This window comes from Bacillus cereus group sp. N31 (assembly GCF_016483245.1).
GTDB lineage: Bacteria > Bacillota > Bacilli > Bacillales > Bacillaceae_G > Bacillus_A > Bacillus_A toyonensis.
In genome coordinates, this window is record NZ_JAEHCH010000005.1 from 160032 (window position 1) to 180780 (window position 20749).

Consider the following 20749-nt stretch of genomic DNA (forward strand, 5'->3'; position numbering starts at 1 on the left):
ATAATAAACTGATCTGAGCATAGAAAATAACTTCTTTATTGTATTGAATATCCCATAATTATCCCTGTCTAATTAAAATTAATCTATTTTCCAAATTCATTTCTCTAATTAGATACTAGTATGTTTTTTACATATACAACCAGGAAATCCTGATTACCAAAGCGTTTTGAACATAAATATCTTATATTCTTTAAGATGTATCTCTTTAGAGTATTAAATAAATAAAAAACAGCCAACTCTTTGCATAAAAATCGGCTGCTTTCTTATACAAAAAAATTATTCAGTATCTAATCTAGTCGTTCTCTAATATCAAATTAAATTCCCTTCAATATCAACACTTCCATCTTCATTAACCCAAAACAAAACTATATTTAACGGTTTAATGGCTAACGAGATTTTAGTAACACATTTTCTATGATTTTCATTATTTGGTAATGCTATCCCAACAACCACAGCATTACCATCATTCATCTCCCTTGTTAAAATCTCCAATATTTTATACACGGCTACCCCAACATGCGTCTTTACTTGACTATAATTAAATGGTTGCCCATAACGATTCGAATTCTTGTTAGAACTTGATTCACCCTTCGCTTCAATTATTAACTTCATCCCTGATTTCAACGCAACGATATCATCACCTTGTTCTTTCGTACTTAATTTTTGGATGATTTCAAAATCATGCTCAGCTAAATAATTACATACAAACTCAATTACTTCCCCTTCAAATAACATCTACAATTCCCCCAGCTTAAATTACTTATTAATTAACACTTTCAATTCTTCAGGCGTTAAAAAGGAACCATTCATACTTTTTCTATGAAGCATAGCATGGCAATTAGGACAAACTGGTATCAAATCATTCACATAATCCACCTCATACTCATTCCCTATTTCACTAAGTGGTATTTTATGATGAACATGAATGAATCCCTTGCCTAAAGAACCGTATTGTTTTTCAAAATCTATATGACAAACATGACAATAACAACCATGGTGTTCAATACATTTCCTTCTTGCTACAGCACTACGCTCGTACTGATTAACGATTACTGTTTTTCGATGTCCTTCCATAATAGATAATTGTTCTGGCACTTCATCTGGATAAACTGATTTTGAACAATCTTCATTAAAGCACCGTTCAATATAGCTTAGTAAATCGACTTTTGACTCTAATTTCATTGGACCTTGAATATTACCTAACAATCCGTTTTCCCTTAACTTTTCAAAAGCTAAGTCATCAGACTCAATCTGTTGTTGTAAATACAAGCGCATAAATTTTTTTGTTTTTGCCTTTTGATAATCTTCTTTATCTATCCAAAACCCATCATCACCGTTAATTTTCCCCCATGGTATATTCACATCTTCCACAATACACTTAAATTTTATTTTCCCTATAAAAGCCGAACAGTAAATGTAAATAACATCCCCAACTTCGTGATTTGCACTTTGGCTCCAATCAATATAATCATATTGATTAAAAGCACTTACTACGTCATATTTTTTCGGGTTTGCTGAAATTATCCACTTCATATCCTTAACCTCTTTTTATATTAACTATAACAAATAATAGTCAAGCTTGATGACTTTTTATATAAACCATACAAAGACATTCAACCATCACTTCTGTGTATGTTATATCAATCTTCCCCCTCAGGATGAACAATAATTTCTTCAATTGAACTTTGAAACACTTTAAACATATCCCTTCCTCACTACCTATTTATGTACGAGACATTACTATCGTTCATATAGAGCATGAAACAAAAAACAGCCGACTCTTTGTATAAAAGTCGGCTGCTTTCTTATAATTCGAGCTCTCCCATGCAAAGAAGCTCGACAACTGCTTGTGAACGTCCTTTAACCCTAGCTTTTGCATTTGATACGTGTACACGCATTATAAACAAAAAAAGACCACCAAAAGGCAGCCTCAAAACTCAATCCTATTCCCTATCCCACGCTCCACCGCTTTCTCATACAAATACTTCGCAACGATAATATCTACTACGGCCAAGCCAACTGATTTGAAAATAGTAATCTCTTCCTCATTCTCTCTACCAGCTTTTTCACCGCTTATAATTTGACCAAGTTCGGCGTGTATGTCGCTAGCTTTAAATAAACCTTCTTTTATTGGCACTTGAAGATCGCCCGTTTCTTCTAATGCTGCTTCTTTTGATTCGACTACTACTTTGTTTGCGTTCGCGATGGCGTGAGATGGTAGTTCTTGCATGCTCAGTCTGAATGAACCGACGGCGTTTATGTGGACACCTTTTTGTAGTTTTTCTGAGAAGACTGGTGTGGATGCATTTGTTGTTGTGACGATGATGTCTACTTCGCTTATCGCTTCATTTGGATTTCTATAAACGTAAGCAGGTTTGCCGAATGTCGTTTGTATATGTTGCGCGAATGCATACGCTTTTTCTTCCGTTCGATTGTATAAAATGACCTTTTCGATATTTCTAACCGCTAATACTGCTTCTGCAATTCCTTTCGCCTGTTCACCAGTTCCAATAATACATAAAGTTTTTGCGTTATGACGAGCTAAATGTTTTGTTGCTACTCCGGATAAGGCACCTGTTCGGATCATCGTTAAGTACGATCCTTCTAAAAGTGCGAGTGGTTCTCCCGTTTGAAAGTCTGATAGCATTACAATCCCGTTTATCGTTTTCTTTCCTATCTTTTTGTTCTGCGGGGCGACTGTTACTACTTTTAAGCCGAGTGCCTCAAGTCCTTCCGCTACTGAAGGCATAATTAATGCCGTATTTTGTTCGCTTGCAAATGGTAATGAAGTACGTATTGGTGTGATTGTTCTTTCTGCGGAAAATTCTTGTAAAGCAAGCGCCGCGTATGCAATGACTTCGTTCATATTTACTAAGTTTCTTTGTTCGTTTGCGCTTATGACTAGCATATCTTTCCACCTCCTCCTTCTATCCTAACAAAAATCCCCGATTCAAATCATCTCTCGGATCTAATACAAACTGATGAAATCCTGTAATAAACGCCTGCCCGGTTACTTTCGGAACGATTGCTTCATATTGAGCTACCTCTGTTACAGATAATACTTCTCCCACAAAATGACCATCTGTGATACATTCGTGGATAAAAGTTTCTCCCTTTTGTAAGGCACCTTTTTCAAAAAGAGTTGCGAGTCTCGCAGAAGTTCCTGTGCCGCAAGGAGAACGATCTACTTGCCCGTCAGCAAAGATTGTTACATTTCGTAAAGTAGCATCTTTTTCTTTCGGTTCATCTGAGAAAATAACACCGTATATTCCTTTTAAACCTTCTTCCAATGGATGTTTTACTTCCATTTGACTTTCAATATCATGTTTAATTTTTCTGCCCCACGTTTGAATAGCAGGTAAGTCTTTGAAATCGACTTTCAAACCAAATTCTTTACTATCCACTACAGCATAAAAGGCTCCACCAAACGCGATATCTACTTGAAATTCATAGTTATCTATTTTGATAGGAACGTCTTTTTTATATACAAACGAAGGAACATTTTCAAATGATACTGACTCTACTTCACTCCCGTTAAACTTTGCGTACGCAATAACTTCCCCGGCAGGGCTATCAATAATGAATTTTTGCTTTTCACCAGTCACTTCAAACATACCTGTTTCAATTCCTACTGTAATAACAGCAATAATGCCGTGGCCGCACATCGTACTCCAGCCTTCATTGTGCATAAATAAAACACCAAAATCAGCGTGAGCACTTGCAGGCGGTGTAACGATACAACCATACATCCCGTGATGCCCTCTCGGTTCATACATAAGAATTTCACGAAGGTGATCCAAATGTTCCATACAGTATGCGCGTCTTTCTAGTTGCGTTTCTCCCTTTATCTCTGGCACGCCGCCCGTAATAATTCGAAGCGGTTCCCCAGCTACGTGCGCATCAATAGTTGTGTATATTTTGCTAACCTTCATTTCTATCTCTCCCCTATATGTTGATACCATTTTTAATGCAAGTATCATGCCAACGGATAGAGTATAAATCTGTATACATTTTTCAAAAAAACATACACTACTGTCTACTTTTTTATACAGTAGACAGTGGGTTATTATTAAGGTTCAAGCACACGTACCAAAACAAAAACCCGAAAAAAAAACGTTGGGGGTGTATATTTTAAATACAGTTTAATTAAAACATTTCATAGACTCACATTTTGTTCGAAATAAAAAGAGTCCATCTTGAAAAAATTTGATCAAAACGGACTCTCAATTTATAAAGTATTATACAATTGCCTTAAAAAATTTGATTACTTTCTACTATTTAGCTATTCCCCTTTACGATAGTACCCATTTGCAATATATACATATAGCATTCCGAAAGGAGCAATAAGCGGACTAAGCATATAAAGTATTAAAATCTTAAACGCCTTCCACATCAACATAAATAGTAATGGTAAAATTATAAAATGACCACCCATAAGTGTATTTATCAAGTCATCCCAAATAATTGTTGCAAAAGGAAATAAAAATCCAGCCAATAAAACATATATTGTCTGTGCAGATGAAAGCTCATTTATATATAGTAAAAACCCAGATACAGCTATTGAAATAATATATGATTTCACCAAATATTGAGTATCCACCCCATGAAACATTTTCCCGATAAATTGTATCATTTTGAACATAGCACCTCCTTGATTTCAATTTTATTCCTTATTTTAACATAAAAAGGTTATTTAGCGTCGGTTTTATACCAAATTTTCAAAATATTAAGCAAAAAAATCGTTAAATAGATATTGATTTTTGAAATGAATTTCCATAAAAATAATTAACAAACTCATATGTGACGACATAAAGAAGGAAGCCATTTTGACAAAGTATTATCACAATGACTTCTTATCTAATAGATTTAATTTTTTATTGTTAAAAATCAAATTAAACCCAATTGTTTTTTTAGTAGTGAAATAGCGTAAATGTATTTCACCCCCACAGTGGGACCCATCAAACCCTCACCGCCACCACATCCGGCACTTGCTTAGCAATTTCCTCACCAATCTTTATACTTGCCGTTGCAGCTGGAGATGGTGCGTTACAAATATGTAGAGAATTAATGCCTGGGATAATGCAGAAGTCATCAACCATATTTCCGTTTGATAAAATAGCTTGCGCCCTTACCCCTGCATGTGTTGGCACGATATCTTTCTCTGTTAGTTCTGGTATGAGGCGCTGTAAGCTTTTTAAAAATGATTGTTTACTAAATGAGCGCACCATCTCTTTTATGCCTTCTTTCATATTTGGCATCGCCATTTTCCAAAAGCCTGTGTATGTCATTGTTTCCATGAAGTCTTTCATATCAAAGTCCGTTTTCGTATAACCTTCGCGCTTGAAGCTTACTACTGCGTTTGGTCCTGCATGTACTTCTCCGTTTATCATTCTTGTGAAATGAACGCCTAAAAACGGGAATTCTGGGTTTGGAACTGGATAAATTAAATGTTTGACGAGATGGCGTTTATCTGGGACAAGTTCGTAATATTCACCACGAAACGGAACAATTTTCATATCAGTTAGTATACCTGTCTTTTTCGCAATACGATCACTATGTAAGCCAGCGCAGTTAATGAGAAATTTCGTTTTAAATGTGCCTTTATTCGTCTCAATTGTTACAGCATCTTTTTTCTCAGTAATACGCTCTGCGGCTGTTCCTAAATGTATTTCTCCGCCGCTTTCCTGAATTAAACGGGCAAATGCATAGCTTACTCCTTTATACTCAGCAATCCCGCAAGAAGGCACACGAATTGCGCCTAGTCCCTTTACATGAGGTTCAATTTCAGCTAATTCTTCCTTATCTATTTTTGAAATGTGTAAATCGTTTTGTAAGCCTCTTTCATATAAGTTATGTAAAAGAGGAAGTTCTTCTCTTTCTGTAGCGACAATTACTTTTCCGCACATGTCATAAGCGATGTCATTTTCTTTACAAAATTGAACCATAGCTGCATTTCCTTCTTTGGCAAACTTTGCTTTATAACTCCCTGGTTTATAATAAATGCCCGAATGAATTACTCCGCTATTATGTCCAGTTTGATGGTGTGCAAGTTCCTTTTCTTTTTCAATGATCGCGACTTTCGCACGAGGGAATTTTTTTGTTAAAGCCATTCCAGTTGATAGACCAACAATTCCTCCGCCAATAATTATAAAGTCATACACTCTAATTCCCCCTTAATCGTATAAAGTGAAACTTTAATCAGTGGGGTTTCGTCCATCCCCACTGATTATTAGTCTTCACCAATCGGGCGTTTACGGGCAGTTAATCTTCCACCTAACTTCTTTGCTTCAGCCGAATTTTAAGGTGGGAGTTTTACTGCCCGGCAAATAGCGGGATAAAAGGCAGGTCTATTCGAAAGACCCGCCGCACATATTATTTAGAAAAACAACCGCGCTGACGCATAAGTTCTCTATATAAATCTTTATTTTTCTCAAATGCAGCTCTTCCGTGCATCCAAAATAAATTGTTTAAAAGAACTAAGTCACCAACTGGTAATTTTAATGCATGTGTTGCCCGTGAGTTTTCAACTGAGTATGATAAGTCTTTCAGATAGTTTGCTTGTTCAATATTATCTGGATAAGCGAACTGATCAATAAAGCAAATACATGGTGCGTTATTTATATCAAAAAACGTTTCACGATAGACGATTTCTTGCGCATTTTTACTTGGTGGTGCTTTATACGTAATTTTAACAGATGCGAGTGAATGGTTTCTAAATTTTTGAAGATCTTCCCAATCGTCTAAATGTAGTAAACGAGATTCTCCTCCTACTGCATTTTGCTCTTCCATTTTCATCATAAGAAGCCAATCTGTCGGTTCATCAACGAATGTACCGTCCGTATGAAGTGTAAACAATCGGTACGCTTGACGAAGGTAAGAATCACTACTATCCGTATCTGTCACATTAAATCTTGCATAATACGTTCCTGTCATTGCATCGAAGTTTGGTGCCCCAATTAAATGTGTTAATGCTGTTGCAAATTTCACGTAATCTGCTGGATCTGCCGTTTCACCTTGCACCCCAATTGTAAATCCGCCCGTTTCACGGTCATGAATAATGCCGCGAATATTATCCATAAATGATTGCCCAAAAATCTTTCTCATTCCATCGGCAAGATTAAACCGTGAATACGGAATGTATTGTAATGACTGCTCTGAATGCTCTTTTACCTCTTCAAAAAACTGCTTAAGCAATTGCTGATTTAACATAATATGATATAAACGTTTATGCTCCGGATGAGGAATAATTTCATAACCCTCATATTTTTTTGCAAACTTCATCTTCGTACTTTGTTCTGTAATAATCGACATTTCAATTCCTCCCTAAACGAAATATGAAGAACGTATTGACGCTTTTTACAGACAGTTATCCTTATCTTCTTATGCCGAGATTCGGTCTTACTGCCCTAACAGCAAAAAGCCAGTCATACGCACCACGATAGAAAATCGTAGAAACGTACAACTGGCTTATCATTACGAGTGTCTTTAATCTCTTAAAGTACAATAATAATAGACAGTTCATATGAAAATATGTGTAAAACAGGAAAATAAGATCGAATTTAGAGAAGGCTAATTTCTCGAATGGATCTTATTAATTAAATAATAATTCTAAATATTCTAACTGTCAATTCATTTTTTATTATTTCCTCGACATACTTTACACATTTTACAAATCCCCTTTTTTCGCTTCTTGTTTTACAACTTGAATTGCTTTTCACTTATTCATCTTACTTACTCCCAAATAAAATAAGCCAGTCGTATCTCTTTAAAGGAAATACAACTGGCTCTCATTTATCGTTATAAACTAGACATTGATTATAAATTTGTTTCCTCGTACTCTTCCACGGGCTTTTCATCATTTAAATAACTTACATATTGGCGATGCAAATCTTTGACCGCACTGACGATAGCATTTTGCGCTTTTCCTTGATAATGATCTGTAATATCTTGCACAATTTCTTCAATACCATCTCGTAAACTATGTCCTCTTAAAATTTGGGCGACGAAGCCTCTCCCGTGCTCTGTTGCAAGCGTACATGACGCTTCAATAATAACGTGATATTTATGATCTGCTTCAATTGTAATTGTTAACGTTTCGTACATACTGCGAACCGCCATCCCTTTCGGAAGTCTCGAATGTCCAGCCATGAAAAAAGTTCCTTTGCGCATATTTCACCCTCCGTTACTATGTTAAAAGCCAGAAAAGCATTGTATACAGCTGCATTGAATTTTATTTACTCCCCTTATCCCTCTCCTGCTAAAGAAGCTCAAGTGGAAAAAAGCTACTCTCTTCATTTTCAAACATAAATCCGGGCTTACAGCGAGGCTACTCACTGTTATCCGATAATAAATTAATCATAATGTAAATAAACTGAATATTCAATGTTCACTTTCGTGAATTTCATGAATAAATAAAGAAAATTCTCTCGCCCAGGCACATATACTGTTCAAAAGAAAAAAGGAAGTGGTCTCATGTATTACGGAACAAAAGGCTGGTACGTAGCTGAACTTAAAAAATTAGGTGTCCGCTATCATGAAGGACGAAAACTAGAAAGTTACCGCGGACACGTGTTACGCAATTTATTAATCGCACAACAAGAGAAAACGAAAGAAGAGGAATCTAATATCGATTGATTCTCGAAATATATTAGCGGTTCAACATGGAATATCGACTTATCGACAAATCATCTCCCCATTCCACCAACCAATCACACATTCATACAAACCAAAAAGGCCACCCTAACGGGTGACCTTTTTTATTCACAAACAAGAATTTGTCTAGAAAATGATCCTTTTCTTGTGATACAGCGGTCTGTAATTTCAAATCCCGCTTCATGAATCATGTCGTCCATTGTTTCCATCGTGACAACGACTACCTTTTTTGCGATACGGCGCGCACTTGAAAGAATCGAGAGTTGATCTTCTGGTGTTGCGTGCGTAAATAGGTCGTATGGCATATCGATAATTGCGACGTCGTAGTTCTCAGTAATTTCTTCAATTGGGCCTTTTGTTACTGTTCCTTCAAACCCGAAATGTGCGATGTTTTTTCTCGTTCCAAGAACTACAAGTGGATTTATATCTCTACCAACGATGTTAATCCCCATAGAAAGTGCTTCTACTACTACTGTTCCAATGCCACAGCACGGGTCAATTGCTCGTACTCCATCTGGGTTTGGTACAGCGATATTTGCGACAGCTCTAGCAACACGTGTGCTCAGTGATGTCGAATAGCTATGCGGTTTTTTTATGTGATGATACCAAACTGGATCACTTTCTACATAGTGCCCGAAGTACCAACGTCCTCCAAGAGGAACAATCCCGAATACGCGCTCTGGATTACGAACGTCTGCTTCTCCTTCAATATGCATACCGAGGTCTCGTTCAATAAGGCGTCTTTCCCCATATTCAATTTTATTTTCTTTACCAAGATCATTGATTTTAACGAAGATAACTTTGAATGTCGCTCCCGCTAAATCAATTTGTTCCACTTGTTCTAAAATGCTTTCTAAGTCGTCCCCTTCATACATAACCTCAACGCGCTCTTTAATAAACGGACTTCTACTCGGAGCAATCTTGACTTCACTTTTCAAAATATTAACGTGAGACTCCATCCCAAAGAACGAGCGCATTTCCAAGTAACATAAAGCACGCTCCTCTTCGCGAAACGCATACGTATATATACATGCAGGTGTTTTACTATGATTACTCAATCTATTATCATCCTTTATCGTTTAAAATTGTTATGATCACAATTACTCGAATATTTTTGTATATAAAATTAAATGATATCATATGCCGGAAATAAAGAGAAACCTTTCTAAATCCTTTCGCAAATAAAAGAGACTGCCTATTGGCAATCTCTTTATTTTTATTAACAGAAAGAAGATACATTCTGAGCTTGTTCTTCCTAGTAATCTAGCATACCACCATAAATTGCTTCTCCTAATGTATCATTTGAAATTGTCCTTAACATATACATTCCCTTCCTCCAAAGGAAGCTTTTTCTGATCAACCCGTTTCGCTTTTCCCGTTTCAAGATCGGTTTGGAAAGTTGAAAAATACCACATTCCTTCTCCATTATCATAATTCCCAATAAGAAACTTCCCTTTATCTAAAGCTTTAAAACAAGTTCCTGTAATACCAAAATCATCTTCATCAATTTTCACTTCGAGCACTTTCCCTTTATGAATGTAAAAAGCTTTCACTGTTGAAAAATTAGAAGACTCACGTTGCAGTGCTATGAAAAAATCTGGTGTACCTTTACTTACAAATCCATTTTTTCTAGACGTATTAAATACAAACTCTCCAATTTTCGCCTCTTGCAAATATAATGTCGCGCTTGTAGATTGTAAGGCAAGCTGATATTCACCTTTATATATTTGATCCCCTTCTTGTGCACCAACCCAAGGTTCTTTTTGCGTTTCATGTTGTTCATTATTCGAAAAAACATGCAAAGTATACGCTTCTCCCTCAGTAGAATTCATTAAAACAGTGTAGCGACTTTGCACTTGTGGATTTATTTGTGAACCTTGTATTTTTCTACTCTCTTTTTTATTCCCCTGGGTATCCTCTACCTTCGTCACTACTTTTTCATCTGAACCTTCTTGAGCACATCCACTTAACGCTAAACTTACAACGATACTACCCATCAATAATTTCTTCATCTTGTCCCCCCTAAATGAAAAGCTGATTAAAAATATTATTTTTAATCAGCCCGCTTTATTTTCTATGAAATTAGTCTTCAATTAAATTAGACATTACATACGCATATACTAATGATTCTGTATGTGCAATGGAACTCTCATGCGTACGTTCAAAAGCGTGAGAAGAATCAATACCGGCTCCAATTAATGCATGTTTCACATCAAATCCAGCGTGAATCGCAGCTGATGCGTCAGATCCGTAGTACGGGTAAATATCTACTTTATATTCAATATTGTTCGCTTTCGCAAGTTCAACTAAATGTTTACGCAATGCATAATGGTATGGACCACTAGAATCTTTTGCGCAAATAGATACTGTATATTCATCAGATGTTTGTCCATCACCTAACGCTCCCATATCAACTGCTAAATATTCTACAGTTTCTTCTGGAATGTTAGAGTTTCCACCGTATCCAATCTCTTCATTATTAGAAATTAAGAAATGCGTCGTATATGGTAATGTTACATTTTCATCTTGCAATCTTTTAATTAATTTTAATAGAATTGCTACGCTTACTTTATCATCTAAATGACGTGATTTTATGTATCCACTCTCTGTAATTTGAACGCGTGGATCAAATGAAACGAAGTCTCCTACTTCAATTCCTAATTCGCGTACTTCATTCGCAGAAGAAACACGCTCATCAATACGCACTTCAATGTTTTGCTCATCACGTTTCGCTTCACCTGCATTTTTATATACGTGTACAGATGTTTGATGCATTAAAATCGTTCCTGTATACGCCTTACCGCTTGACGTTTCAATTTCGCAATATTCCCCTTCTACAGAGTTCCAGCGAAATCCGCCAATCATAGATAAACGAAGACGACCGTCAGATTTAATTTCTTTTACCATCGCACCTAACGTATCAACATGAGCAGTTAATAAACGATGTTGATCATCATTTTTCCCTTTTACCGTTAAAATAAGAGCGCCTTTATTATTACGCTTCGTCTCTACGTTCCACTCACTCACATAGTTTTCAATGAAATTAATAATTTTCGCCGTATTTCCCGATGGACTCGGAATAGAGACAAGCTCCTTAATGAGTTCCATCGTTTCTTTCTTATGATGTGCCATTGTCGTTTCCTCCTCATTTTCTCTATTATTCAGTATACAAAATTTGCTATGAAACCTCTACTTATATAGTCTAATTTTCTAAATTATAGTAAAATTCTCTTTAGTATGTAAAAAGGAGCTACAAAATATGAATATATCAAAAAAATATATACACATTGCACTCATTTGGTTTTTAGCATCATTACTTTGTTTACAAGTTTCTTATGCCGTTCATACTACTACTTCTATTACAATCGGCTGGGGATTAACGGCTATCTTCTTCATTATTAGCTTCATTGCAGCAAAAAAGCATAGCGTTAGTGAGTAACGCTATGCTTTTCCTATAAAACTATTCTTCTGAAACATCTAATAAATAAATCCCTCTTTCAAATCCACCGTGCTCTTCTTTTTTTTGCTTACGAAGGCGTTCTACATCTTCAATTGTTGCTCCTTCTGCACGCGCTAATGACATAATCACTTCCAGTGCATCCGCAAGAGAATCTAACGCATGTTCACGCTCTTTCATAGAAGCAAATTCACGAACTTCTTCCGTTCCAATTTTCGCTAAAGCTTGTATGTATGCTTGGCCTGTTAATTTTTGTGCTGTATATGTTTTTCCAGACATTAATATTTTCTCTGGAACACGGTCTCTTACTAACTTGTTATAAGTTGACATCATTCATCCTCCTATGTTCAATAACACCCGAGCTCTGCTTTATCCCGCATTAACGGGCAGTAAAACTCCCACCTCAAAATTCAGACGGGGAAAAGAAGTTAGGTGGGAGATCAACTGCCCGTAAACGCCCGATTGGTTCAACTAATAATCAGTGGGGGATGAACAAAACCCCCACTGATTAAAGTTTCACTTTATAGAAAAACCACTCTTTTTTCACACACGCACTTAACATATCAATTCCTGATCCGTGCGCCCTTACATGCGGAAAGAAATAGTGCTCTGATTTTTCTTCTTCATTACCATATAAAGTTTGGTACTCATCTGGAATCGCTTCTTTTTTCACATCTTTTTCTTTCGTCACCCCGCCAGAAAACGCAACACTTGGATGCCCTTCAAAAAATAATGCAGTTCGTACAGCCATAGATGGTGTACTGTGCAAAGCATAATATACAAACAAAATTATACCGGTAATACCTATAATTTTTTTCATGTATGACTCCTAAAAAAAAGTGCTAACACAATTATACTAAAATGTGTTAGCACTTTCTCCCTTTTATCCCGAATTAACGGGCTAATAATCAGTAGGAAGTGAGCAAAATCCCTCACTAATTAAAGTTTTACTTTATTTCCCTTTAAATGCTGGTAGACGTTTTTCTAAAAACGCAGCAATGCCTTCTTTATGGTCAGCTGTTTGTCTCATCGCATATTGACCGCGTTTTTCAAGCTGTAGCGTCTGTTCTAAATTAGAGCGATTGACTTCACATAAAATTTGCTTCGTTTGAATCATCGCCTTAACCGGTTTTTGTAACCATTCATTAATTTTTTGTTTCACAGCTGTTTGGAAGTCCTCGCCGATTACTTCATCAATTAAGCCGATATCTAACGCTTCTGTTGCTGATAATTTCTTGCCTTCCCAAATAATTTGCTTCGTCATATTTTCACCGACGCGCTTTTGTAGGAAGAAATGACCGCCACCATCTGGAATTAAAGCGATTCCAATAAAGTTCATCGCAATAACTGACGATATATCTGCCATCACATAATCAGCAGTTAATGCAATACTTAATCCAAGACCAGCAGTTGGTCCATGAATTGCACTAATCACAAGCTTCGGCATCGTATATAAAGTTACAACGACTTCAGAAATGGTATTCATAATACCGTCAAACTTGCTTTCATCATTACTTGAAAGCATCGATTTAATATCCCCACCCGCAGAAAAACCACGGCCGTTCCCGCATAGCACAACAATATGCGCAGAACTCTCCGCTACTTCTTTCAACTTTTGTAATAGCTCTTTTAACGTTGGCTCATCTAATGCATTTAACACTTCTGGGCGATTGACCATCACCGTTGCTACGCTTCCTTCATATTTCACAACCACAGATTCTGTTTTACTCGTTACTTCCATCATATACCCCTCTTTTCTACATAAAGATTATACTTATATAATTATAGAAAACAGGTAAAAAACCCTTCTTTTTTCTTAATTTTCTGTCTAATAATCTCGCAATTTGTATATATCCTGTATAAAACATACCATTTCGTTAAAAAATATAGCAATCAAAGTCGTTTTATCCATACCTTTCATCTATCTATCATTACAATGAAATAATGTCTTCTTGCATGTACTGCTTAAAAACAAATATTGAAATTCATTCGCCTTACTATAAAGTGAAGGCTTTTACGGTCCGCAGGGCTTCCACCTAACTTCTTTGCTCCAGCTGAATTTAGAGGTGGGAGTTTTACTGCGCGGTAAATAGCCCGATAAAAAGGTATTTTATCCCCTCACTCGGGTGCTGAAATAAAAGAATGAAGAAATGGAGGAACATATGGTTAATAAGTTGAAACAGACGGATAACTACTTCCCACATTTCCTACTGCTATTCATTGTGTTTCAACCAATTTTAGATTTACTAACATCTTTTTCAATCTATGTATTACACATGAACGCAACAGTCGGAATCGTTGTCCGTTTCGCCTTTATGCTTCTTGCATCAGGGTATCTACTTCTTCATCACAAACAACAAGGTGCGAAAAAATACTTTCTCTACTTATGCTTACTTGGAACTGTACTCACAATCGGCCTTGTTAATAATTTAATGGTCAAATCTCCAGTTTCTTTCGGAGAAGAAGTGAAATTCATTTTAAAAAGTGTATATCCAATGGTACTACTGTTTGGGTATATTATTGCTCTTAAAGAGTTAAAAAATAACGAATATGCGTTTCATAAAATCATTATCTATTTCTTATATGCAACGTTAATTTTGAGTATCTCAATTATTGTGGCAATGTTGACTAGTACAGATTTCCCAAGCTATCCAAACTCAAAGATCGGTTCAAGGGGATGGTTCTTTGCTGGAAATGAGTTAAGTTCCATTTTCGCCATTACGTTCCCCATCGTTGTCTTGTACTCAATTCATAAAACAACTTCTTTCTCGAAAATCTATTACTGGATTCCAACTGTACTTGCGATGTATGCAAGCATTATGATTGGAACGAAAGTAGGCTATGGTGCCATTGTTATTACACTTGGTATCGCTCTTTTTTTCTTATTCATTGAATATATTATTCATCGTAAAAAAGAAGGAAAAGGATTCACATATCTTGTAAATACAATTGTTGTTGCTATCGTATTAGGAGGTATACTCATACTCACACCATATACTCCTATCGCCAAAAACATGAGCATCCATTTACAAATATATAAATATAAAAATCCAGTACAAGAAGGAGAGGTAACGAAAGAAGAACGTGAGCAGGGTGAACTAACAGACTCTGAAATGAAGAGTTTAATTTACAGTGATCGTGACAAGTTTTTAAACGTATACAAACAATACTATAAAGACGCACCACTATCTCAAAAACTATTTGGAATGGGCTACGCTGGTAACTATACAACTACACCTAAATTAGTCGAAATGGATTTCTACGACCTATTCTTTGCGTTCGGCATTGTTGGATTCCTTATGTATTTGCTGCCGCTTCTTTATTTCGGTATTAAAATATTCATTCACATCATCACTAACTTCAAGAAACTATTAAATGTAAAACATATGCTACTAGCTAACACACTCGTCTTATCGCTCGGCATCGGCTTTATGTCTGGTCACGTATTAACAGCACCAGCCGTAAGTATTTTCTTCGTAGTTATACTTGCTTATATGATTGTTGATTTGGGAATTGAATAACAAAAAGAAGGTACTCTGAAAAGTCCGTTATACTGGATTTTCGAGCACCTTCTTTTTATTTCATTCGTATTTTACATACTCTAAATTTTCTTTTGCGATATTGTTATTATACCGTCTAAACACCTAAAAACTTCAATTTCTCTTTCTGTTCATCGTTCGCCATTACTACAATTGTTTTTTCAATACTTGGATGTACTTGTTCAAGCGTTACACTCGCTCCAGCTTTATTTGACTGCTCAACAAAATTTAATAATGCCATCGCTCCTGACACATCCATATAGCGCACATCTTTCATACGTAAAACAATCGGTGACTTCACATCTTGTAAAGTAGTAAAAATACGATCTACTGATAGGAAAGAGAGCGGTCCTTGAATCGTATACGTTGCTTCTCTTTCTTTTACAATCGAAGTTTTACGTTCTTTACATTTCACAATGTATAGGATGAAAGAAAGAATAATCCCGAATGCAACAGCGATCATTAAATCAAACTTTACTGTAACGATCATCGTTACGAGCATAACAATAACATCACCTTTTGGCGCTACATGCATTTTCTTCATGCTTTCCCAGTCGAACATTCCAATACCAGTTAAAATTAAAATACCTGATAATACAGCAAGTGGAATGTATTGTACGACTGAACCGAGTCCCATAATGAAAATAAACAATATAACACTATGCATACTTGCCGAAAGCGCCGTTTTACCGCCACTTCTTACATTAACGATAGATCGTACAGTCGCCCCTGCACCTGCTAATCCGCCGAACAATCCGCTCATCATATTACCGATACCTTGTCCGACAAGTTCTTTATTACTTTTATGACGTGTACCTGTCACATTATCCATTACGACTGACGTTAATAAAGAGTCAATTGAACCTAATAAAGCAATACTAAGCGCTGGTAAAATAAGTTCCGCTAATCCTGTTCCACTTAAAGATGGAATATGAAGCGTAGGCATCGCTTCTGGAATCGTTCCAATCTTTTCAATTACTTTATTTAGTGAAAGATTTCCGATAATCGGTACCTTCACTGTAAGCCCTTCTAACAATGAAGAAAATAAAGGCAACAACGCAGTCACACCGACTAACGCAACTAAACTAGATGGAATGGCCTTAATCCATTTTCCAGAAACAATCATTACAATGATCGTTAATACTACGAGTAGAAAACTATTTTGCACGTGCTTTATTTCACCTAAAATAATAATCAGTGCAATACCGTTCATAAATCCTGAAACGACAGGATACGGAATATATCGAACGTAAGAGCCTAGCTTACATACCCCGAATAAAATTTGAAAAAGTCCCGCCATCATAAATGCTATAAAACTCGCCTCTAATCCATGCGTCGCAATAACCCCTGTTGCGATAACCGTAATCGGTCCAGTTGGCCCAGTAACCTGCCCAGGTGTACCACCAAATAACGCCGCAAATAAACCTGCAAAAATGGCACCATACAATCCGACCAGTGCACCTTCAGACGTTCCCGTTGCCGCAATACCAAACGCAATGGCAAGTGGCAACGCAACAATCGCAACCGTAAATCCTGCTAAACATTCCTTTGCAATTTTTTGAAACATAAAATAACCACCTTCGTATAAAGTGAAACTTTAATCAGTGGGGGTTTTGTTCATCCCCCACTGATTATTAGCCCACACCAATCGGGCGTTTACGGGCAGCAGGGCTTCCACCTAACTTCCTCGCATTCGCCGAAATTTGAGGTGGGAGTCTTACTGCCCGTTAATGCGGGATAAAGTCCACGTTCCATTGTACACCTAAAAAGATTTATTCGTTAGCGTACTTTTTACAGTCTCGTGACGTAAACGTATTCAATGAAAAGTTTCCCCCTTATCTTTGGAAACAATTGCAACTATGCTATAATGAACAAATTAAATCTTTTACTATATACTTGGAGGCACTATGCTAACTTTTGAAGAAAAATTATCGATTATTGAATCTTTCCCTGAATTAGAAAGAAAGAACGTATCATTAAAACGCGTAAACTTTCACTTTGAAGAAAGTCGTTTAGATAAAAAGAACGTTGTATATCATTTACACCCAAATGGAAACGGATTTGTATATGCAAGCGGTATTAAAGGTTACAAAACGGACGATAAAGGTATGATTAACATCCGTGAATTTTCAGCGGAAGAATTACGTTCAGTAATTGAGCAATCAATTGAACTATTATCACAAGAAGAAGTAGTAATCCCTGCAGAACCTGCGAAAGAAGAACAATGGCATAACCAAGATGGTCATATTCTTACTCTTATATCAGAGGATGACATGTGGAACGTTTACGCTGGCGTAAACTTAGACGGTACATTCAACTCTTATCCAGAAGCAGCGGAATACCTTGATGAAGAAGGTTTTTCACGTAAATAATACACTTCTTGCTACTCATGATAATCCCGTAAATTACGGGATTATCATTTATCAAAATTTCAAATTTTCACTATCCTCTATAAAGATTTGAATTTGACAGCTATAAGACTCCGTATTAAAAATATCATTAACTAGCTCCACTTCAATAAAACTTTCCACTTCTATATGGTTTTCTTTTATATATTTAATCATAGTATTTCTACGTTCCTCTTCATTTTCTTTACTATACGATAAAGTTGCATACTTCCCACTTGGTAACATTTTTATATTCTTATCATCTTCCATATGTACATAATCTTTTACCTTATGAAAAACATACTTCGGTTCTACATCCCATTTTTCATTTACGTTGTATAAAATCCCCATTTCCATTGACATTTTCCCTTCATAATCGTCAATGACTTTCTCTAAATCAGAATAATACAGTAACTCCTGCAAACTCCCCACTTCTTTACAAGGCGCTACAATTACATGACGCTGTTCAAAAAACATAATAGATATTCCATCATCCTTTAATATATCCTGTGAACTCCCTACTTTCTCATTTAAACAATCAATCGTTTCGATTACTTCTCTCATTTTTTTTATATTTTCTTCTGCCTCATCCCTCTTCAATTGTAAAAACTGTAATAATTTATCTGTATTACAATCCTTAAAAATCTCTTGAAGCTCTACTATACTAGTGTTCAACTCTCTACAGCTTTTTATAATATCTATGTGAATAAATTGATCTATAGAATAATATCTATATCCCGTTGATTCATCAATATGTTTCGGGATAAGAATCCCCATCTTATGATAGTACCTTAATGCTTTTATCGTTATATCCTTTATTTTTGCAACTTCTCCAATAGAAAATAATTTTTTCATTTAAATCTCTTCCCTTATGTTTTTTCTCTAACAACCATTGACTCTCTCCTTAGAGGAGACCTTACCATTTATAATAAGATATTTACATTAATAAAGGGAGTATACAATTATGAACACAGTAAAATATAGAAACCTTGTTAAAGAAGACTATGAGCCTATTAAACATTTAATCGGTGAGGCATTTGGATTTAATGAATTTATTACTGATAAAAAATTTTTAAATTCAATATTAAACTTCTATCTACACAGTTGCATTTTAGGAAGTTCCTTTAGCAAGGTAGCTGAAAAAGATAATAAAATTATCGGTGTCATTTTAGGCGATTCCGAAAAAGATAAAAATCGTTTAAAGAGATTTCATAATAGTTTTAGCCTTTCCTATAACACGCTAAAACTATTCATGACGAATAAAGAGAATAGAGAGTTTTTAAAATCATTTATACAAGTTAAAAAAACATATAAGGAACTAATTCAAGGAAAAGAAGATCAGTTTCAAGGTTGTATACAATTATTCATCGTATCTGAAGAATCTAGAGGACTTGGTGTTGGGAAATCATTAATGAACTACTTATTCCAATATATGACAGACGAAGATGTTACATCTTTATATTTATATACAGACAATAACTGTAACTATGGATTTTATGACAAACAAAACTTTAAGCGTATTAAGGAACAAACTGTTCATTTCGAACCAAAAGAAGAAGAATTTAATGTATTCTTATACCGCTATGATTTTAGCTCATAGTAACATTTACACTTCGATGCTCTTTGCTAATTAGCAAAGAGCTATATTCAGTATGATTATTCACTTCAACATCTCACCTCTTCTGTATGAAGCGAGTCGTTATGAAAGAATCATACGATCCTCCAACCAAACTCTTCTACTACTATTGTTTCCATTCGATTAGTGCGAAAAAGAGGAAATTATGTAACAACATCAATTTAAAAAGGAGAGTACAACATGGAATGGATTTATGAATTGTTCCAACAATACGGGTATTATGTCGTACTCGTCGGATTGCTTTTAGAATATATCGCTCTTCCGTTTCCAGGAGAGCCGACATTAGCCTATGCAGGGTTTTTATCACATCAAGGCGATTTAAGTTTACCCATTTTAATTTTTTTATCTTTTATTGGGACAAGTGTAGGTATGACATTTCAATACTTCTTAGGAAATAAACTTGGCATGCCATTTATTCAGAAATACGGCAAATATGTATTCTTAACAGAACGAAAAATTAAGTTAACGCAAACGTGGTTCGATAAATACGGGTATTTTCTAATCTTCATTGCTTTTTTCATTCCAGGTGTACGCCACTTTACAGGGTACTTTGCAGGAATTATCAACTTACCATTTCGCCGCTTTGCGCTGACAATTTATTCAGGCGCCCTATTTTGGGTATCATTCTTCTTAATCGGTGGTTACTGGTTAGGGGAAAACTTAGAAGATATATTCATGGTACTTGGTCAAAACATTTGGAAAATCCTCTTCGGTATTATTGTCATTACGCTAATCATACGATTTCGCAAAAAAATAAAACATGTGTTTATAAAAATCTGAATTAGAACGAACCGCATGTTATTAAAATCTTTCAACCATAAGTATTATCCAGCTTAACTGCGTACACAAATAATAAAACGGAGACCTATTCGCCTCCGTTTTTTTATTACATAAATCTTGCTCTCAAACTAAACCTTAGGTCAAGCACATTAATTTTTTTGACGTCTAAACATCATCGCTACCAAAATATACTAAATGACCACTTTATTCATATGGTCATCTGATGACCTAATCTATTTTCTTTTTAAACATTTATTATCCAACATTACCTTCTTACAACTTTATTCCTCGCACACTA

General features: G+C 35.7%; 22 protein-coding genes and 1 pseudogene. 6 read left to right on the top strand and 17 right to left on the bottom strand.

Going from position 1 to position 20749, the window contains the following annotated elements:
- Positions 1 to 309 precede the first annotated feature (309 nt).
- The 9 genes and pseudogenes from JDS81_RS10105 to JDS81_RS10145 all read right to left on the bottom strand — a co-directional run bounded on the left by JDS81_RS10105 (position 310) and on the right by JDS81_RS10145 (position 8169).
- The gene (locus JDS81_RS10105) at positions 310 to 735 is read right to left on the bottom strand and encodes a hypothetical protein (protein ID WP_097855049.1); all 426 of its coding nucleotides are present in this window, start codon (positions 733 to 735) and stop codon (positions 310 to 312) included.
- 21 nt (positions 736 to 756) lie between these two features.
- Positions 757 to 1533, bottom strand: coding sequence for an HNH endonuclease (locus JDS81_RS10110; RefSeq protein WP_000871141.1), 777 nt, complete (start codon positions 1531 to 1533; stop codon positions 757 to 759).
- Positions 1534 to 1805: 272 nt separating this feature from the next.
- Positions 1806 to 1898, bottom strand: a pseudogene (locus JDS81_RS10115) (hypothetical protein); the annotation flags it as partial.
- A gap of 32 nt (positions 1899 to 1930) precedes the next feature.
- The gene (locus tag JDS81_RS10120; protein WP_097953081.1) at positions 1931 to 2908 is read right to left on the bottom strand and encodes an ornithine cyclodeaminase family protein; all 978 of its coding nucleotides are present in this window, start codon (positions 2906 to 2908) and stop codon (positions 1931 to 1933) included.
- A gap of 19 nt (positions 2909 to 2927) precedes the next feature.
- Positions 2928 to 3980 (bottom strand): proline racemase family protein, encoded by a 1053-nt coding sequence (locus JDS81_RS10125; RefSeq protein WP_142312906.1) that lies wholly within the window; start codon positions 3978 to 3980, stop codon positions 2928 to 2930.
- A gap of 302 nt (positions 3981 to 4282) precedes the next feature.
- Complete coding sequence (locus JDS81_RS10130; protein ID WP_000475634.1) at positions 4283 to 4642, bottom strand: hypothetical protein; 360 nt, start codon at positions 4640 to 4642, stop codon at positions 4283 to 4285.
- A gap of 316 nt (positions 4643 to 4958) precedes the next feature.
- Positions 4959 to 6161, bottom strand: a complete 1203-nt coding sequence (gene lhgO, locus JDS81_RS10135) for an L-2-hydroxyglutarate oxidase (RefSeq protein WP_097953079.1) — start codon at positions 6159 to 6161, stop codon at positions 4959 to 4961.
- A 211-nt stretch (positions 6162 to 6372) separates the two neighbouring features.
- The gene (gene glaH / locus JDS81_RS10140) at positions 6373 to 7311 is read right to left on the bottom strand and encodes a glutarate dioxygenase GlaH (RefSeq protein ID WP_097953078.1); all 939 of its coding nucleotides are present in this window, start codon (positions 7309 to 7311) and stop codon (positions 6373 to 6375) included.
- A 504-nt stretch (positions 7312 to 7815) separates the two neighbouring features.
- On the bottom strand, positions 7816 to 8169 hold the full coding sequence (locus JDS81_RS10145) for a DUF3870 domain-containing protein (RefSeq protein WP_001225458.1): 354 nt from the start codon (positions 8167 to 8169) through the stop codon (positions 7816 to 7818).
- A 303-nt stretch (positions 8170 to 8472) separates the two neighbouring features.
- Here JDS81_RS10145 and JDS81_RS10150 point away from each other — a divergent pair, with 303 nt between their 5' ends.
- Positions 8473 to 8634 (top strand): YflJ family protein, encoded by a 162-nt coding sequence (locus JDS81_RS10150; protein WP_000291373.1) that lies wholly within the window; start codon positions 8473 to 8475, stop codon positions 8632 to 8634.
- A gap of 122 nt (positions 8635 to 8756) precedes the next feature.
- On the opposite strand, the gene JDS81_RS10155 is transcribed toward JDS81_RS10150, so the two are convergent.
- The 3 genes from JDS81_RS10155 to JDS81_RS10165 all read right to left on the bottom strand — a co-directional run bounded on the left by JDS81_RS10155 (position 8757) and on the right by JDS81_RS10165 (position 11784).
- Positions 8757 to 9710, bottom strand: coding sequence for a TRM11 family SAM-dependent methyltransferase (locus JDS81_RS10155; RefSeq protein WP_000064982.1), 954 nt, complete (start codon positions 9708 to 9710; stop codon positions 8757 to 8759).
- Between the two features lie 240 nt (positions 9711 to 9950).
- A complete protein-coding gene (locus JDS81_RS10160; RefSeq protein WP_000735155.1) occupies positions 9951 to 10664 on the bottom strand; it encodes a hypothetical protein in 714 nt (237 codons plus the stop codon).
- A 70-nt stretch (positions 10665 to 10734) separates the two neighbouring features.
- Complete coding sequence (locus JDS81_RS10165; protein ID WP_097953077.1) at positions 10735 to 11784, bottom strand: M42 family metallopeptidase; 1050 nt, start codon at positions 11782 to 11784, stop codon at positions 10735 to 10737.
- Positions 11785 to 11911: 127 nt separating this feature from the next.
- On the opposite strand from JDS81_RS10165, the gene JDS81_RS10170 reads away from it, so the two are divergent.
- Positions 11912 to 12091: a hypothetical protein gene (locus tag JDS81_RS10170; RefSeq protein ID WP_001027088.1), complete on the top strand. Its 180-nt coding sequence runs from the start codon at positions 11912 to 11914 to the stop codon at positions 12089 to 12091.
- 21 nt (positions 12092 to 12112) lie between these two features.
- On the opposite strand, the gene JDS81_RS10175 is transcribed toward JDS81_RS10170, so the two are convergent.
- The 3 genes from JDS81_RS10175 to JDS81_RS10185 form a co-directional block, all read right to left on the bottom strand.
- On the bottom strand, positions 12113 to 12439 hold the full coding sequence (locus tag JDS81_RS10175; RefSeq protein ID WP_000109210.1) for a nucleoside triphosphate pyrophosphohydrolase: 327 nt from the start codon (positions 12437 to 12439) through the stop codon (positions 12113 to 12115).
- 178 nt (positions 12440 to 12617) lie between these two features.
- On the bottom strand, positions 12618 to 12929 hold the full coding sequence (locus JDS81_RS10180) for a hypothetical protein (protein ID WP_000720137.1): 312 nt from the start codon (positions 12927 to 12929) through the stop codon (positions 12618 to 12620).
- A gap of 132 nt (positions 12930 to 13061) precedes the next feature.
- On the bottom strand, positions 13062 to 13850 hold the full coding sequence (locus tag JDS81_RS10185; protein WP_097953076.1) for an enoyl-CoA hydratase: 789 nt from the start codon (positions 13848 to 13850) through the stop codon (positions 13062 to 13064).
- 421 nt (positions 13851 to 14271) lie between these two features.
- Between JDS81_RS10185 and JDS81_RS10190 the strand changes: the two genes are divergently transcribed.
- On the top strand, positions 14272 to 15630 hold the full coding sequence (locus tag JDS81_RS10190; RefSeq protein WP_097953075.1) for an O-antigen ligase family protein: 1359 nt from the start codon (positions 14272 to 14274) through the stop codon (positions 15628 to 15630).
- 115 nt (positions 15631 to 15745) lie between these two features.
- Here JDS81_RS10190 and JDS81_RS10195 read toward each other — a convergent pair whose 3' ends face one another.
- Positions 15746 to 17215, bottom strand: coding sequence for a SulP family inorganic anion transporter (locus JDS81_RS10195; RefSeq protein WP_097953074.1), 1470 nt, complete (start codon positions 17213 to 17215; stop codon positions 15746 to 15748).
- 340 nt (positions 17216 to 17555) lie between these two features.
- Here JDS81_RS10195 and JDS81_RS10200 point away from each other — a divergent pair, with 340 nt between their 5' ends.
- Entirely contained in the window at positions 17556 to 18020 is a 465-nt protein-coding gene (locus JDS81_RS10200; RefSeq protein ID WP_097953073.1) for a hypothetical protein, read from the top strand.
- A gap of 51 nt (positions 18021 to 18071) precedes the next feature.
- On the opposite strand, the gene JDS81_RS10205 is transcribed toward JDS81_RS10200, so the two are convergent.
- On the bottom strand, positions 18072 to 18890 hold the full coding sequence (locus tag JDS81_RS10205) for a MerR family transcriptional regulator (protein ID WP_097953072.1): 819 nt from the start codon (positions 18888 to 18890) through the stop codon (positions 18072 to 18074).
- 109 nt (positions 18891 to 18999) lie between these two features.
- On the opposite strand from JDS81_RS10205, the gene JDS81_RS10210 reads away from it, so the two are divergent.
- Positions 19000 to 19635 (top strand): GNAT family N-acetyltransferase, encoded by a 636-nt coding sequence (locus tag JDS81_RS10210; protein WP_001098951.1) that lies wholly within the window; start codon positions 19000 to 19002, stop codon positions 19633 to 19635.
- A 216-nt stretch (positions 19636 to 19851) separates the two neighbouring features.
- Positions 19852 to 20451, top strand: coding sequence for a DedA family protein (locus JDS81_RS10215; RefSeq protein WP_000454873.1), 600 nt, complete (start codon positions 19852 to 19854; stop codon positions 20449 to 20451).
- The last annotated feature ends 298 nt before the right edge of the window (positions 20452 to 20749 follow it).